Source organism: Shewanella phaeophyticola (genome assembly GCF_025398315.1).
Taxonomy (GTDB): Bacteria; Pseudomonadota; Gammaproteobacteria; order Enterobacterales; family Shewanellaceae; genus Shewanella; species Shewanella phaeophyticola.
On record NZ_JAODOQ010000001.1, the window covers coordinates 1723456 to 1737425 of the forward strand.

Consider the following 13970-nt stretch of genomic DNA (forward strand, 5'->3'; position numbering starts at 1 on the left):
TATTGCCGCTGGAGTTCTAATGACTGATAAATCAATTGTAGTTGCCCTCGACTATGACAATAAAGCTGACGCGCTGACTTTCATTGATAAACTCGACCCCAACATGTGCCGCTTAAAAATCGGCAAAGAAATGTTTACCTTATTTGATCCACAATTGGTCAAAGACATTCATAACCGTGATTTTGATTTATTCCTCGATTTAAAGTTTCACGACATTCCCAATACTGTAGCGAAAGCCGTAGCCGCTGCGGCAGAGCTAGGTGTGTGGATGACCAATGTCCATGCCAGTGGTGGCTTAACCATGATGCAAGCGGCAAAAAAAGCATTGCAGCCATACGGAAAAGACGCACCATTACTAATCGCCGTGACCGTATTAACGTCAATGTCTGATGAAGACTTAGCCTTGCTCGGTATTAATGTGCCAGCCTTTGAACATGTGTTACGTTTAGCTAAACTGACTCATCAGGCAGGGCTTGATGGCGTGGTGTGCTCAGCTCAAGAAGCGAAATTACTTAAATCATCATTCGGCAAGGATTTCACCCTAGTGACACCAGGCATTCGACCTGCAGGCAGTGATGCTGGCGATCAGCACCGGGTCATGACGCCGCCACAAGCGATTGCAGCTGGCTCTGATTACCTCGTGATTGGTCGGCCAATCACCCAGGCGGCAGACCCATTGGCTGCGCTGACTGCAATCCATCAATCTTTACAGCTGTCGTAACATTGACAGCAATACCAATAAGGGAGTGATTATGACTGCAACAGGATTTGATTACACAGGTAAAAATGTCGTTGTCGTTGGCGGCACTTCAGGGATTAATTTGCAAGTGGCCATTGCATTTGCACAAGCCGGTGCCAATGTTGCGGTAGCGAGTCGTAGTATTGATAAAGTGAATGCTGCGGTTGCCCAACTTAATCAGGCAAACCCGAATGCAGTTCACATGGGGGTGAGTTTTGATGTGCGAGATAACGACGCACTAACTCTCGGCTTTAATGAAATTGCTAAGGCGTATACTCATATTGATGTGTTAATCAGTGGCGCAGCCGGTAATTTCCCTGCCAGCGCAGCGAAACTGTCAACCAATGGGTTTAAATCTGTTATTGATATTGATTTAATCGGCAGTTTTCAGGTGTTAAAGCAAGCCTATCCTTTATTGGCTCGCCCTAATGCCAGTATTATCCAAATTTCAGCGCCACAGGCCTTTATTGCCATGCCACTGCAAGCGCATGTATGTGCAGCCAAAGCTGGGGTTGATATGTTAACACGCACATTAGCGTTAGAATGGGGCGTTGAAGGTGTTAGAATTAACTCCATTGTGCCAGGTACCAATTGCCGATACCGAAGGGTTTAATCGCTTAGCACCCAGCGATGAATTACAACAACGCGTGGCTAACAGCGTGCCCTTAAAACGTAATGGTCAAGGGCAAGATATCGCCAATGCGGCCTTGTTTTTGGCCTCAAACATGGCATCTTACATTACAGGCGTTGTATTACCGGTCGATGGTGGTTGGTCTTTAGGTGGCGCCAGTATCGCGATGACCGAATTAGGCGATATCGCCGCTAAACATGGCTTATAGACATTAATATTTAAAGGTAACAAATCATGGCAAATGCATTACAAGATCAATTACTCAAAGCCGGTCTTGCCAGCAAGCAAAAAGTACGCGATGTAAAGACCCAGCAACGTCGTAATAAAAAAGCCAAAGTTGATGACGGTAGCGGCGAGCTTAAAAAGCAAATTGCTGAACAAAAATTACAGCAGGCTAAAAAAGATAAAGCATTAAATGAACAGCGCTTTGCACAAGCGTCTGAAAAAGGCCAGGTCTCGCGGCTTGATCACTGAGTTTTCTAAATTTGCCATCAACATCCCTAAAGATGCTGAGCTTAAATTTAACTACACCTTAGAAAATAAAATTTACTCTTTGTACATTACCGATAAAATTCAAGCTGAACTGCTAAATGGCACTTTAGGTATTGTGCGTCATGAAGACAAAAGTTATTTGGTGCCGCATAAGTTAGCTGAACGGGTTAAATTGTTGGTGCCACAGTGGTGTGGATACTTATGGGATAAAGCCGCTAAAGACTCGGTAGAGCAGGTCAGTGATGCCGACGATCCGTATGCAGATTACGCCATCCCAGATGATTTAATGTGGTAATTAATTCCACAAAATAGCCTCTTTACAGAGGCTTTTTTGTGTAAAAATATTGATACCCGCTCACCGTATTACGATAACTTTGATTCGTTTTCTGTTGTTGGTTTTGCTGTTAACGCAAATACTTGTTGGCAGTACGCTAAATGATGGCGGATATTATCTAAAAATTGTGAAGCCTGGTAATCCACTAAATACCAGTAACTGGCTTGCGTTTGTGGGAATTCATTATAAAACAGTGTTTCGGCAGTGATGAGGTCATCTTGTGTCGCATATGATAACCAATGCACGCTAGGTAAATTGCTCAATGCCGCTAACAATGCATATTGTAAATCGGGTTGCGCAGGGCGCTCAGAAGTCGCTTGCAAAGCCAAAGCCTGAGATGTGCCTACATGATATTTCGGCTTAACATCGCTATTTTTGCGGTGAATAAAATCACTCAATAACACTTCAAACGGGTTAATGTCAGGTTGTTCAGATTGAGTATTAAGCTCTTCTGGAATGGCGGCTTGATCAATCAATAACCCCGGCCAGTGAATATGCGGGTTTGTTAATTGTAATCCCAGTGCAAGTCTACGCTCACCTAACCAGTTATGTACCATGCAGGGTAAGTGTTCCTGCTCGCTTAGCCCGTGTGAACGTTTAAGCGATGGCATGAGCGACAAACGTTGTACCGTCATGTCACTGGCTAAAATTGACATCAAAAAACAGGTGACGAGCCCTGATGAAGGCCAACAATGCAATTGTTGTTCGAGGGTTTGTGCTACTTGGGTTAATAGCGCGACCAATTGCTGATCATTAGGGCTGTTGCTTACCGCAAAAGCATGAGGTGATTCTGCATACGATCCATTACAAATATTGATGACATTGTCTGCCTGATGTTCGGTTGCATTGAACACAAACGTATGGCCAACGTCAGCAGGATGCCAGGCACCTTCTGCGTTACCTATCACCGTAACTTGCTGGTAAGGTATAAGAGTTTTATCTTCAGGTGTGGCGGGATTTTGTGGCGTGTGCATTCAGTTTGGTTCGCTTTTTAACATATCAACATCGAGGCGGTATCATTTTATGGTTAACCTGATAGCGCAGGGTTACAGATAATTGTAACTCATTGATCTGGCATAATGTCGATTATCTTAAAGGGTCACATTTTGTTTAAAAACCTTTTCTTTTTGTAACGCTTTAGTATAAATTAAAACAACTGTTTTAATTATTCGTTTTAAGAGAGCCCTATGTATCCATATCAAGCCCCATTAAAAGACATGCAATTCTTGCTAGAAAACGTTTTTGATGCGCCAACAACCTGGCAGCAACTTCCAGCAATGGCAGAAACGGTAGACATGGATACTGCGTTAGCTATTTTAGATGAATCAGCCAAAATTAGCCGTGATCTACTGCAACCTTTGAACCGCAATGGCGACGAGCAAGGGGTAGTACATAGCGGTAATGACATCATTACCCCAGATGGCTTTAAAGAAGCCTATAACCAGTTTGCCGAAGGCGGCTGGGTGGGTTTATGTGGAGAAGCTGATTTTGGCGGTATGGGCATGCCTAAAATGTTGGGGGTGTTAGTCGACGAAATGGGCTACAGCACCTGTAACTCTTTCACGCTTTATAACTCGCTTACAGCAGGTGCGGCGCTGTGTATCAATGCCCATGCAACAGATGAGTTAAAACAAACCTATTTACCTAATTTATATTCTGGCCAATGGGCTGGTGCCATGGACATGACCGAACCGCATGCGGGTTCTGATTTACGTGGCATTCGCACTAAAGCCGAACCATTAGAAGATGGTAGCTATTCAATTACCGGTAATAAAATCTTTATCACTGGTGGCGATCACGACCTAGCAGAAAACGTTATCCATTTAGTGTTGGCCAAGTTACCAAACTCTAATGGTATTTCATTATTTTTAGTGCCTAAAATCCGTGTTAATGCCGATGGTAGCCTAGGCGAAGCTAATGGCGTTACTGTCGGTTCAATTGAGCATAAAATGGGTCTAAAAGCCTCTGCAACGTGTGTAATGAACTACGACAATGCCGTAGGCTATCTCATTGGCCGACCTGCTCGTGGCTTAGTGTGCATGTTCACTATGATGAACTACGAACGTTTAGCCATTGGTTTACAAGGTTTAGGCAACGGACAAGCGGCTTATCAAATGGCCAGCGATTACGCTAAAGAACGTCTTCAAGGCGTTGCTGCTGCGGGGTCGCCAACAGGAGCCACTTCTGATCCTATTATTGTGCATGGCGATGTGCGCAGAATGTTGCTCACTATCAGAGCCTTGACTGAAGCTGGACGTGCACTATCTGTGTATACCGGTAAGCAGTTAGACTTAGCCAAATACGCCAGCGATGATGTGCAAGCCAAAGCCGTTCGTTATGTTGGTTTATTAACGCCAGTATCAAAAGCATTTTTAACCGATCGCGGCTTAGATACCACTGTGATGGGCCAACAAGTGTTTGGCGGCCATGGTTATATACGTGAAACCGGCATTGAGCAGTTTGTGCGAGATACCCGTATTGCGCAAATTTATGAAGGCACTAACGGTATTCAGGCGATAGACTTTTTAGGCCGTAAAGTGACCGGTGACAATGTTGCAACTTTGACAGAGTTTGTGGCAGACGTGAACGCGAGCCTCGCTGAGTTAACCCAAGCTAATGCCGATCATAAAGCGACGGTAAGTCAGGTGTTTGCCGAGTTATTGGCCACTGCTAATTACATCAATGACAATAAACATGAACAACCTGCACTGGTTAACTCATGTGCGGTCGACTTTTTAGATGCGTTTGGTTATGCACTTTATGGTTATTTCTGGTTATTAATGGCAGATAAAGCCAGCGGCCATGAAGATGCAACCTTTGCCGCGCAAAAGCAATATGTAGCCGATTTTTATATGGACAAGTTGTTGTCTAAATCTCAATACCATTTATCGCAAGTTAACCAAGGTGATAAGTCTATTATGGCCATGCCAGCGGAGATGTTCTAAGCATCGATGTTAGACACGCTATTTAGATGATAAACAGCAGTAAAGCCTTCCACTGGAAGGCTTTTTAATGTCTGTAAGTTTTTCTTTTAGTACAGGTTATTTGCTGCGTTTCCAAAATATAAACGCCACTATAGCCACCAAGGCGATGGCCGGTGCAAGGTCCATTAAGTGATGAAATAATCCAACACCACCGTGTCCCTCATGTGCCATAGCAAGAGTTGGAGTAGCGGCAAGAATAAAGGCAAGTGATAAGTATTTCATGGTGTAGTCCTTTTATTGTGTTCACTTTTTTTGTTTTACGGTTTGTGTGGTTAATCACGTCAGGTATCGAGTACGAGTTGCATTAACATCATGTCTTCGCCATCAATGACTAATGTATTATTACTGGTACAAATTGGGCAGATAATGGTGCGCTCATCAACTTGTGACTGTTGGTCACAATCGCGGCATTGCAGCACCAATGGTTGAATATTCATCACCAATTTGGCGTTATGGCAAATGGTTTCAAGCTTAAAGGTTTCAAATGCTTGAGCTAACAAAGCCGGCTCTACGCCACTTAAAATGCCAATTTTAAGTTCTACCTGCTCAATGCCTTGCGCCTGATGTTGCTGCGCTAAGCTTTCACATTGTTCCATTAACGACATGACTATTGAATATTCGTGCATTAACAAATCCTTGGCAGTAATTCACCTTGCGGTAAATCCAAGTAACGACTACTGCCCCAAGGCGTGTTTAAAATGACTTTTCCCGGTTGTTTCCTGGTGACATGGCCAATGATTGCAGCCTGTTCACAATGGCCATAGCGCTGCATCACTTCTATTGCGCCGTGGGCAAGCTCTTTTGGCACGGACAGTAAAAAGGTGCCTTCATTGGCTAAATCGTAAGGTTCAAAACCAAATAGTTCACATAAACCTTTGACCTCATCGCACACAGGGATGGCGGTTTCATCGACACTGATGCCCACATTAGAGGCTACTGCCCATTCATTTAAAACCGCTGAAATACCGCCTCGAGTCGCATCACGCATCGCGTGGATTTTAATGTTTGCCGCCAGTAATTGCTCGACAATAGGCCACAGGGTGTCACAGTCACTGCAAAGTGATGACTCAAGGGTCAAGCCATCACGAGCCATTAAAATAGCAGCGCCATGACGACCTACGTCTCTAGAGACAATAATCGCGTCGTCTGTTTGTAAGTGTTTCGCCGAAATGTTTGGGTTTAAAATACGCCCAACACCTGAAGTATTGATAAACAGGCCATCGGCACAGCCTTTAGGCACCACTTTGGTGTCTCCGCAAACAATTCTGGCGCCGGATTTATGTAACTCTTCGGCCATGCTGTTCACTATGGTGTTTAAGTCATCAAGCGCAAACCCTTCTTCAATAATAAAGCTGCAGCTTAAGTATTCTGGTTGAGCGGCCATCATCGCAAGGTCATTCACCGTGCCAGCTACGGCTAATTTACCGATATCACCACCGGCAAAAAAGAGTGGTGAGACCGTAAAAGAGTCCGTTGTAAAAGCAATATGGCCACACATATTTAATTTGGCGGCATCTTCTTGCGAGGCCAAAATAGGATTGTTAAACGCGTTAAAAAACATCTCAGTAATTAACTGATTCATTTCTTTACCGCCACCACCATGACTTAGCTGTACTGTCTTTTTAATTGCCATTTTGCACCTCCCCATAGCGATAATAAGCGTTACAAGCTCCTTCTGAGCTCACCATACAACTGCCCAATGGCGTTTGTGGCGTACAGCCTCGGCCAAAGACTTTGCAGTCCTTTGGTTTTGATAGTCCACGTAAAATGTCACCACATTGGCACGCTTTATGGTCATCAATTTCATCTGTGGGTAGCACATCAACGTAGATACGTTCAGCGTCTCGGTGTTGATACTCAGGTTTTAAAGTCAGCGCAGAGCGGGCAATCAGGCCAAGTCCACGCCAACGAAAGCTGTCTCGCACGGTAAAATAAGTATCCACCAATTGCTGTGCAGCAAGGTTGCCCTCATAGGTCACTGAGCGGCTGTATTGATTATCTAGCACAGCTTCACCAGACACTTTTTGTTTTACAATGCGTAAAATAGATTCCATAACATCGACAGGTTCAAAGCCAGACACCACCACAGGCGTGTTGTAATTGTCGACTGCTGGCTGATAAATTTTGGCACCGCTGATCACGCTTACATGCGCCGGACCAATAAACGCATTTACTTGGGCGCGACTGTCAGCCATTACTGCATCGATGGCAGGGGGCACCAGCACATGATTAATATGAAATAATAGGTTGGGGATGTGTTGCGCTTCAGCCTGGGCAATTAATGCTGCGGTCATCGGAGTTGAGGTTTCAAAGCCGATGGCAAAGAAAATCACTGTTTTATCTGGGTTATCACGGGCGATGTTTAGTGTATCGAGTGGATCGTAGATGGGGCGTATATCGCAGCCCTGAGATCGAAATTGCGCTAGGCTACCCATAGACCCTGGCACCCTTATCATATCGCCGAGGGTGACTAAAATAACATCATCCTGACTGGCAAGTACTGCCGCATGGTCAATACGTTCTTTTGGCATCACGCACACCGGACAACCTGATCCGTGAATAAAGCGAATGTTGTCTGGCAGTAGCTGCAATAACCCGTATTTCATAATGGTATGTGTATGGCCACCACACACTTCCATTATGTTAATTTGTGCTGTGGTTTGCGCTGCTTGCTCGCGAATTAAAGCCGCTAAATGACCAATTGTTTGTGGATCTCGAAACCCTTGATAGAAGTCATTAAGGGTGATCATTACTCTGACTCCAATTGCATTTTTTCGACGATTTCTTGGTATAAATCGAGACTTTGTTGTGCATCTTTCTCATCGATTTTATTCATCACAAAACCAATATGGATGAGTACAAAGTCTCCTTCTGTTAACGGTTCGGTCACTAAATGACTGCTCACACGACGACGCACGCCTAGCGTGTCAACTGTCACGCTAGCATCGTCATGTATTTCAACAACTTTTGATGGAACTGATAAGCACATAGTTAGTGCTCCAGATTATTATCAATCCAATGCGCAAAGACATTCATTGAATCAGAATTTTTCACTGAGACTACAAAAAGCTCAACATTAGGATTTAACTTTTGTAGCTGCGTTTTAGCTTCTTCAATACTAAAATCAAAGTATGGCAGTAAGTCAGATTTGGTAATTACCACCACATCTGCGCGGCGAAACATCACCGGATACTTTTCAATTTTGTCATCGCCCTCTGGCACCGACAGCAAGACGATATTTTTATGAGTGCCGACATCGTAGCTGGCAGGACAAACGAGATTACCGACGTTTTCAACAAAGCAAATATTAATGGGGTTAAGGTCAATATGGTGTAATGCGCCATGCACCATAAAGGCGTCTAGATGACAAGCTGAACCCGTTTGAATTTGATACGCATTAATTCCTTTGGCAATTAAGCGGTCGGCATCGCGTGAGGTTTCTAAATCGCCTTCAATCACCGCGAATTTGTGATTAAGGTATTCGGGAAGGCATTCAAGTAAGGTGGTCTTGCCGCTACCCGGGCTACTCATTAAGTTAAAAGCAGTGACATGTTGAGCCGCAAAATGATCGCGATTATGTTGCGCTTCAATATCATTTTTATCCAAAATTTTGTGGATAACAGCCAGGGTCTTCTTATCATTTAATTGAGGGTTACTATGAAGTTGCCCATGATGATCGCCATGAGTATGTTGATGCCCCACATCGTCATGGGTGATAGAACAGCCGCAATCTTTGCACATGTTATTTCCTTGTAAACCTGATTTACCTTAGTTCTAGTGTCAGATAACTTACACATGGAATCTTTGATGCATGTCAGCTTTTAATAAAAACAAAGTGAACAAGCGCAAAATCAAGATAAAAATGTGACCTGAACCACAGCAGTAATCTTGTAAACCATGCAGTTTGTATTATTTTTCTAGTGTTTTTTTTGCGCCCACCAATTTACGCCATACCATAATTGACCCAGAGCGATACCGCCGTCATTAATGGGCACATGTTGGCTGGTGAATACCTGATGATTAGCACGTTTACTTAAAGTTAAACATTGACTGAGTAGGGTTTTATTTTGAAACACGCCACCACAAAACACTTGCGGGTAATCACGATAATCTTTCGCCACCCGATCAATCTTATCTGCTATTTCAGCCATAAATTGCCAACATAGTTGTTGAGTTAGGTGAGCTGTTGTTATCGGTGAGTCTTGTTCATGCACAGCTAGCACCAATTGAGTAATAAATTGGCTGCTATGCCACTGAATCACATCGCTGATATCCGCTTTAGGTGCGCGATATTGCGATAAGTTAATCTCATTTATCGCAGTTTTATACTGACTGTTTTGATCAGCGACTTGTTGTAAATATTGATTGGCCGCGGTTTCAATCATCATTCCGGCCTGGCCTTCATAGTCATTTTGCTCAAGTAAGTTTAGCCCAACAGCTAACGCATCAAATAATCGACCTACCGAGCGGCACTTAATACAGTGGCTGTTGTTTATCCATAACCTATGCAAATTAGTCACGGTTTGTGTGCCTAACTGCTTAATGGCGTTAATGGGCAAACGTAATACCTGCTCAAGCGGTAAATGCTCAAATAACAGTGCCAATAATATGCGTACTGGCTGCTTAATAGCTTGCTCACCGCCAATCAAGGTAAACTCACTAAAATGGGCGAGGGTAGTAAAGCCATTTATGTCGGCTAGCATTACCTCGCTGCCCCATAAGGTGCCGTCATCGCCAAGCCCAGTACCATCAAAACTTACGCCAAAAACGGTATCTGTGTGTTGATGAGCTGCCATTACCGATAATACATGGGCGTAATGATGTTGAACGCCAACACACTGTGCGCTGGGTAATTCATGTTGTTCTTGATACGCCATAGCCCATTGTGTGGGAGCATATTGTGGATGATTATCATGGACTAAATGGCTTGGGTTAAAGTCATATAAACGGGTAAAGGTGGCCAAACTTTGATGAAAATATTGTTGCGCCTCAAGGCTGAATAAATCCCCAATGTGTGGCGACAATATCATGTTGTGATCAAAACCAAAGGCGACAGTATTTTTTTGCTGTGCGCCCACCGCTAGCACATGACGAGAGCCAATGTTCTGCTTATCATCAATATTAATAGTGAGTGGAGCATACCCTCGCGCTAAACGAATCACCTGAATTTGATTATCAATCACTTGTACAACGCTATCATCACAGGCATTAATAATGGCTCTGTTATAGTTCAATATTGCATCGACTACATGGCCAAGGTGACATTTAATCTCTGCGCTATCACCAATAATAGGCTCGCCACTTCGATTTGCACTCGTGGCAACAATGGGATTACCGACAAGTTGCATCAGTAAATGATGTAATGGTGTATAGGGTAAAAATACCCCAAGCTTATCAATGCCTGGTGCTAATTGCCTACTTAAACCTAATGGATTAATCGGTAGCTTGGTTAATAAGGTAATGGGTTTTTCAGCACTGTTTAGTATAGTCCCACTCGGTTTGGTTAGCCGTTACACATAGCCTGGCCTGGTTTAGATCTTTTATCATAATGGCTAACGGCTTGGCAGGGCGCTGTTTACGTTGGCGTAGCCTAGATATGGCGTCATCGTTGGTGGCATCACACACTAAATGGAAACCACCTAGGCCTTTAATGGCTATAATTGCCCCTTGCTTGATCAATTTGGCGGTTTGCTCTAACAGATTATTCTGATTTAACAGGTCATCTTCAGTGAAAGCGTTAAATGCTGGCGATAAAATACTTAATTGCAACTGCGTACCACATTGTGGACAGCTTACTGGCTGCGCATGGTAGCGCCTATTGAGAGGGTCTGTGTAAGATGCCGCACACTCAGGACACATATCAAACTTAGCCATAGCGGTATTACAACGGTCGTAAGGCAAGGCATTGATAATGGTATAGCGCGGACCGCAATTGGTGCAGTTGGTAAACGGATAATGATAATGACGGTTGTTAGGATCGTTTATCTCGTCTAAACAATCCTGACAGACACTTTTGTCGGCAGAAATAGCCACATTGGCATGCTCACCAGGCAATACCTGACTGTCGATAATACTAAACGTATTAAAACCGACATCGGCGCTGCTAGGCGTTTGTTCAATAAAATCGATACGGGCAAGTGGCGGTGGGCTACTGTGTAATGTCTCGATAAATGTATCAATCGCAGCAGACGGCACCTGTAATTCAATCGTCACGCCTAAGTGATTATTGAGTACCGAGCCAAATAAGTTGAGTTCTGTGGCAAGCCGATAAACAAAGGCCGAAAGCCGACCCCTTGTACAATACCTTTAACAAATACTGTAATTTGCATTGAGTGATTACCGATTTAAATAAAGTCAGTTATGGCTAAGATACTCGTTATCCTCGGCGTTGTTTGAGATACAGACCACCAATGGCAATATTAACCCCATCTAGATCCAATAGTGGATTGAGTTGCAACGGATAGTTTTTACCAATGCGTAAATGTACTCGTTCAGCAAGTACCGGGTTTGCAAAGTCACTACCGGCGACTACCAGTTGTTTAATGCCCACATTTTGATCCACATGCTCAACCCAATGACTGAGGTAATCGGCAAACGAGTCATGAAACGCAAAAGCAAGTTTTGCTAAGTTGACATCGCCCGCCAGTTTAAAGCTCATAAGCGAGCCTAATGTTCTGCACCAGTTGAGGCTGCGATAGCCAGTGCCTTTGGTGAGCGGAAAATCAATTCTGGGTGCATTATTGTCTTGATATGACATTGCTAACGCGATAAATCGGTCTGCCAACTCTGTCACACTTACCGGCTTACCATGATGGCTATTGATTTGGCCTGCACCAATAATGGCCGCTGCCACAGCCATTAATTGCGTTAATGCGCTGTCTTTATCCGATAAATGCAAATCCAGTAGTTGGTTATATTCAGCCGGATGTAATTGTTTAAATTTATCGAATAAGTTTTTTTGAGGCGAATCTAACAAGCTATGGCACACCTCATACCCGCTGTTGGGTAACGTAGGCAGTTGAAAAAATAACCCTGCATCACTTTGGCTATCAACCGTAACAATTTGGCTGGCATGGTGCCGACCAAAATACAATACAGCGGCATTTTTGACATACTGTGTCTTGTTATGATGTTCATGGTCATTGTGGCGTAATAACCCTGCCGACAATGCACATAAACTGTAATTGATGTGAGTCGCGTTGTCGGGGGCAGCTGATTGAGCTTTTGGCTCATGCAACGATACAACCTGCCATTGCAGTTGATCTGCGGTGCTTTTTGCTAAAAACTTATGTTGATCCGTTTGATATTGGTATTCATCGTGCAAACAGGTGAGGTTGCTTGGCAACGCCATTTTTCCAGACTGTAGCTCGGATGTGGGTATCCAATATTGCGCCACCCCAGCCAACCTTAATGGTGGGTCGATATGTGGATTAACCGTGTTTAATTGGTTTACATATACCCAATGAATACCTTTTTGACGCAGCATTTCGCACAAAATGACTAACAACCGGTTTTCAGCAAACTGAATATCGTATAACGGGGCGTGCAAAACAGGATGGTCGCTACACGGTCTGACCCTTAATAACGGTTTTTCAATGCTCGACAAAGCTAAGACTTGGCTGTCAGAGATACAAAATTGGCTATTGAGCGAATTAGGATTACAAATTAACACTCTCGGTTGTTGATAATCAGCCAAACTGACTTTACTGCTCGATAAGCTTAATTGCAGCCCAAGCATGGGTAACACAAGTTCCTTGCTGGCTAACAAACTGTTTGCCATGGCGCTAATGTCAGTTTTAGTGAGCGATTTGAGTTCACGGCTGAGTTTATAGTGGCCTTTGCAGTGCTCACAGGCCAAATTAATGTCGCCAAAAAGTGGGTGTTGATTATCACCAAATTGCGGCTGACAATGCTGACAAAAATACAAAGGCAACCCTTTATGATGCTTTACAATAAAGGCATTTGTTGATCCCGCCTTGGCATCAATACGTTTAATTTCGGTATGTTGTAGCCACACAGACAGTAAAAAATCGGCAGCAATGTCGTCTGCTAACTGCTCTAATTCAGCCTGAGGCGCACTGGCTTCTATAAAATAACAAATTGCGCCGGTGTCGGCATTTTGCTCACGGCCTATGCTGATATTAAGTTTATCTAAGTGTAAGTATTGATTGCATAAATGTGCATATAGCGGCACAGGTTTTTGGCAAACAAAATTAAAACGAATGGTGTGGTTACGCGTCGGCATAGCAACCTCGCTTATAGGCATCTGGGATCACCTGTTCGATAGTTAAATCGGCCTTGCATTGGTAAGTAAAGCCAAGCGTTGCTAAATGTGCAAGTAGGTAGCCTTTTCCATTGTGGGAATAGCCTGTAACAGGTGAGGGGTTAAGCCTAACGTCATGGGTTCAATTACCGTGGGAGTGACGCCTAAAACAAAGGTGTGTGGCCTGTCGCCAACCATGTCCATCATGTTTAGGGTTTGTAGCATTTCAACCTCGTGGGCACTGCCTTGCCAGTCAATTTCAGCAGGAGCATGGTCAAAATCAAAAAAGTACACTTCACCCTACCTCTACATCCACGCTATTGACCGTGTCGACTACGATTAAATGATCATACTGACAAATGATGGGGATCAACCCCTGAGCCAAGGTACCGCCATCAATAATATCGAGTTGATATTGCGAGTGGTTAAATTGATATTTATCATTGATATAATTGACAAAATGTACGCCGACTCCTTCGTCGGCGTACAATACATTGCCTATACCTAACAGCAATATTTTTTTCACG

Annotated in this window: 12 protein-coding genes and 4 pseudogenes; 4 read left to right on the plus strand and 12 right to left on the minus strand. The window is 43.8% G+C overall.

Annotation, left to right across the window (positions count from 1 at the left end; all coding sequences use genetic code 11):
* Positions 1-19: 19 nt before the first annotated feature.
* From pyrF to N4T56_RS08120, 3 genes and pseudogenes are all read left to right on the plus strand, one after another.
* Complete coding sequence (pyrF, locus tag N4T56_RS08110; protein WP_261732852.1) at positions 20-721, plus strand: orotidine-5'-phosphate decarboxylase; 702 nt, start codon at positions 20-22, stop codon at positions 719-721.
* A gap of 28 nt (positions 722-749) precedes the next feature.
* Positions 750-1578 (plus strand): annotated as a pseudogene (locus tag N4T56_RS08115) (SDR family oxidoreductase).
* A gap of 26 nt (positions 1579-1604) precedes the next feature.
* Positions 1605-2157, plus strand: a pseudogene (locus N4T56_RS08120) (DUF2058 domain-containing protein).
* A gap of 68 nt (positions 2158-2225) precedes the next feature.
* On the opposite strand, the gene N4T56_RS08125 reads toward N4T56_RS08120, so the two are convergent.
* Positions 2226-3170 carry a hypothetical protein gene (locus N4T56_RS08125; protein ID WP_261732853.1) on the minus strand — a complete coding sequence of 315 codons (945 nt, stop codon included), beginning with the start codon at positions 3168-3170 and terminating at the stop codon, positions 2226-2228.
* A 213-nt stretch (positions 3171-3383) separates the two neighbouring features.
* Here N4T56_RS08125 and N4T56_RS08130 point away from each other — a divergent pair, with 213 nt between their 5' ends.
* Complete coding sequence (locus N4T56_RS08130) at positions 3384-5141, plus strand: acyl-CoA dehydrogenase C-terminal domain-containing protein (protein ID WP_261732854.1); 1758 nt, start codon at positions 3384-3386, stop codon at positions 5139-5141.
* A 96-nt stretch (positions 5142-5237) separates the two neighbouring features.
* On the opposite strand, the gene N4T56_RS08135 is transcribed toward N4T56_RS08130, so the two are convergent.
* The 11 genes and pseudogenes from N4T56_RS08135 to N4T56_RS08175 all read right to left on the minus strand — a co-directional run bounded on the left by N4T56_RS08135 (position 5238) and on the right by N4T56_RS08175 (position 13969).
* Positions 5238-5402, minus strand: coding sequence for a hypothetical protein (locus N4T56_RS08135; protein ID WP_261732855.1), 165 nt, complete (start codon positions 5400-5402; stop codon positions 5238-5240).
* A gap of 59 nt (positions 5403-5461) precedes the next feature.
* Positions 5462-5806 (minus strand): hydrogenase maturation nickel metallochaperone HypA/HybF, encoded by a 345-nt coding sequence (locus N4T56_RS08140; protein ID WP_188924262.1) that lies wholly within the window; start codon positions 5804-5806, stop codon positions 5462-5464.
* Entirely contained in the window at positions 5806-6813 is a 1008-nt protein-coding gene (gene hypE, locus N4T56_RS08145; protein WP_261732856.1) for a hydrogenase expression/formation protein HypE, read from the minus strand. Before hypE ends, N4T56_RS08140 begins: the two co-directional genes overlap by 1 nt.
* A complete protein-coding gene (gene hypD / locus N4T56_RS08150) occupies positions 6803-7930 on the minus strand; it encodes a hydrogenase formation protein HypD (RefSeq protein ID WP_261732857.1) in 1128 nt (375 codons plus the stop codon). Before hypD ends, hypE begins: the two co-directional genes overlap by 11 nt.
* Entirely contained in the window at positions 7930-8169 is a 240-nt protein-coding gene (locus N4T56_RS08155) for a HypC/HybG/HupF family hydrogenase formation chaperone (protein WP_261732858.1), read from the minus strand. Before N4T56_RS08155 ends, hypD begins: the two co-directional genes overlap by 1 nt.
* A 2-nt stretch (positions 8170-8171) precedes the next feature.
* Positions 8172-8921: a hydrogenase nickel incorporation protein HypB gene (gene hypB / locus N4T56_RS08160; RefSeq protein ID WP_261732859.1), complete on the minus strand. Its 750-nt coding sequence runs from the start codon at positions 8919-8921 to the stop codon at positions 8172-8174.
* A gap of 176 nt (positions 8922-9097) precedes the next feature.
* Positions 9098-10666, minus strand: coding sequence for a Kae1-like domain-containing protein (locus tag N4T56_RS08165; RefSeq protein WP_315903084.1), 1569 nt, complete (start codon positions 10664-10666; stop codon positions 9098-9100).
* Positions 10650-11054 (minus strand): Sua5/YciO/YrdC/YwlC family protein, encoded by a 405-nt coding sequence (locus N4T56_RS22435; protein WP_315903085.1) that lies wholly within the window; start codon positions 11052-11054, stop codon positions 10650-10652. The genes N4T56_RS08165 and N4T56_RS22435 overlap by 17 nt, the downstream gene beginning before the upstream one ends.
* Positions 11055-11135: 81 nt before the next feature.
* Positions 11136-11399 (minus strand): annotated as a pseudogene (locus N4T56_RS22440) (acylphosphatase); the annotation flags it as partial.
* Positions 11400-11556: 157 nt separating this feature from the next.
* On the minus strand, positions 11557-13446 hold the full coding sequence (locus tag N4T56_RS08170; RefSeq protein WP_261732860.1) for a NiFe hydrogenase: 1890 nt from the start codon (positions 13444-13446) through the stop codon (positions 11557-11559).
* Positions 13412-13969: pseudogene (locus N4T56_RS08175) on the minus strand (HyaD/HybD family hydrogenase maturation endopeptidase). The gene N4T56_RS08170 and the pseudogene N4T56_RS08175 overlap by 35 nt, the downstream one beginning before the upstream one ends.
* Between the last annotated feature and the right edge of the window lies 1 nt (position 13970).

What these genes read in the sequence shown, in the direction of transcription:
- pyrF (WP_261732852.1), top strand. Translation starts at nt 20, where the DNA reads ATGACTGATAAATCAATTGTAGTTGCCCTCGACTATGACAATAAAGCT.
- N4T56_RS08135 (WP_261732855.1), bottom strand. Translation starts at nt 5,402, where the DNA reads ATGAAATACTTATCACTTGCCTTTATTCTTGCCGCTACTCCAACTCTT.
- N4T56_RS22435 (WP_315903085.1), bottom strand. Translation starts at nt 11,054, where the DNA reads ATGGCTAAGTTTGATATGTGTCCTGAGTGTGCGGCATCTTACACAGAC.
- N4T56_RS08125 (WP_261732853.1), bottom strand. Translation starts at nt 3,170, where the DNA reads ATGCACACGCCACAAAATCCCGCCACACCTGAAGATAAAACTCTTATA.
- hypB (WP_261732859.1), bottom strand. Translation starts at nt 8,921, where the DNA reads ATGTGCAAAGATTGCGGCTGTTCTATCACCCATGACGATGTGGGGCAT.
- hypE (WP_261732856.1), bottom strand. Translation starts at nt 6,813, where the DNA reads ATGGCAATTAAAAAGACAGTACAGCTAAGTCATGGTGGTGGCGGTAAA.
- N4T56_RS08130 (WP_261732854.1), top strand. Translation starts at nt 3,384, where the DNA reads ATGTATCCATATCAAGCCCCATTAAAAGACATGCAATTCTTGCTAGAA.
- hypD (WP_261732857.1), bottom strand. Translation starts at nt 7,930, where the DNA reads ATGATCACCCTTAATGACTTCTATCAAGGGTTTCGAGATCCACAAACA.
- N4T56_RS08140 (WP_188924262.1), bottom strand. Translation starts at nt 5,806, where the DNA reads ATGCACGAATATTCAATAGTCATGTCGTTAATGGAACAATGTGAAAGC.
- N4T56_RS08155 (WP_261732858.1), bottom strand. Translation starts at nt 8,169, where the DNA reads ATGTGCTTATCAGTTCCATCAAAAGTTGTTGAAATACATGACGATGCT.
- N4T56_RS08170 (WP_261732860.1), bottom strand. Translation starts at nt 13,446, where the DNA reads ATGCCTATAAGCGAGGTTGCTATGCCGACGCGTAACCACACCATTCGT.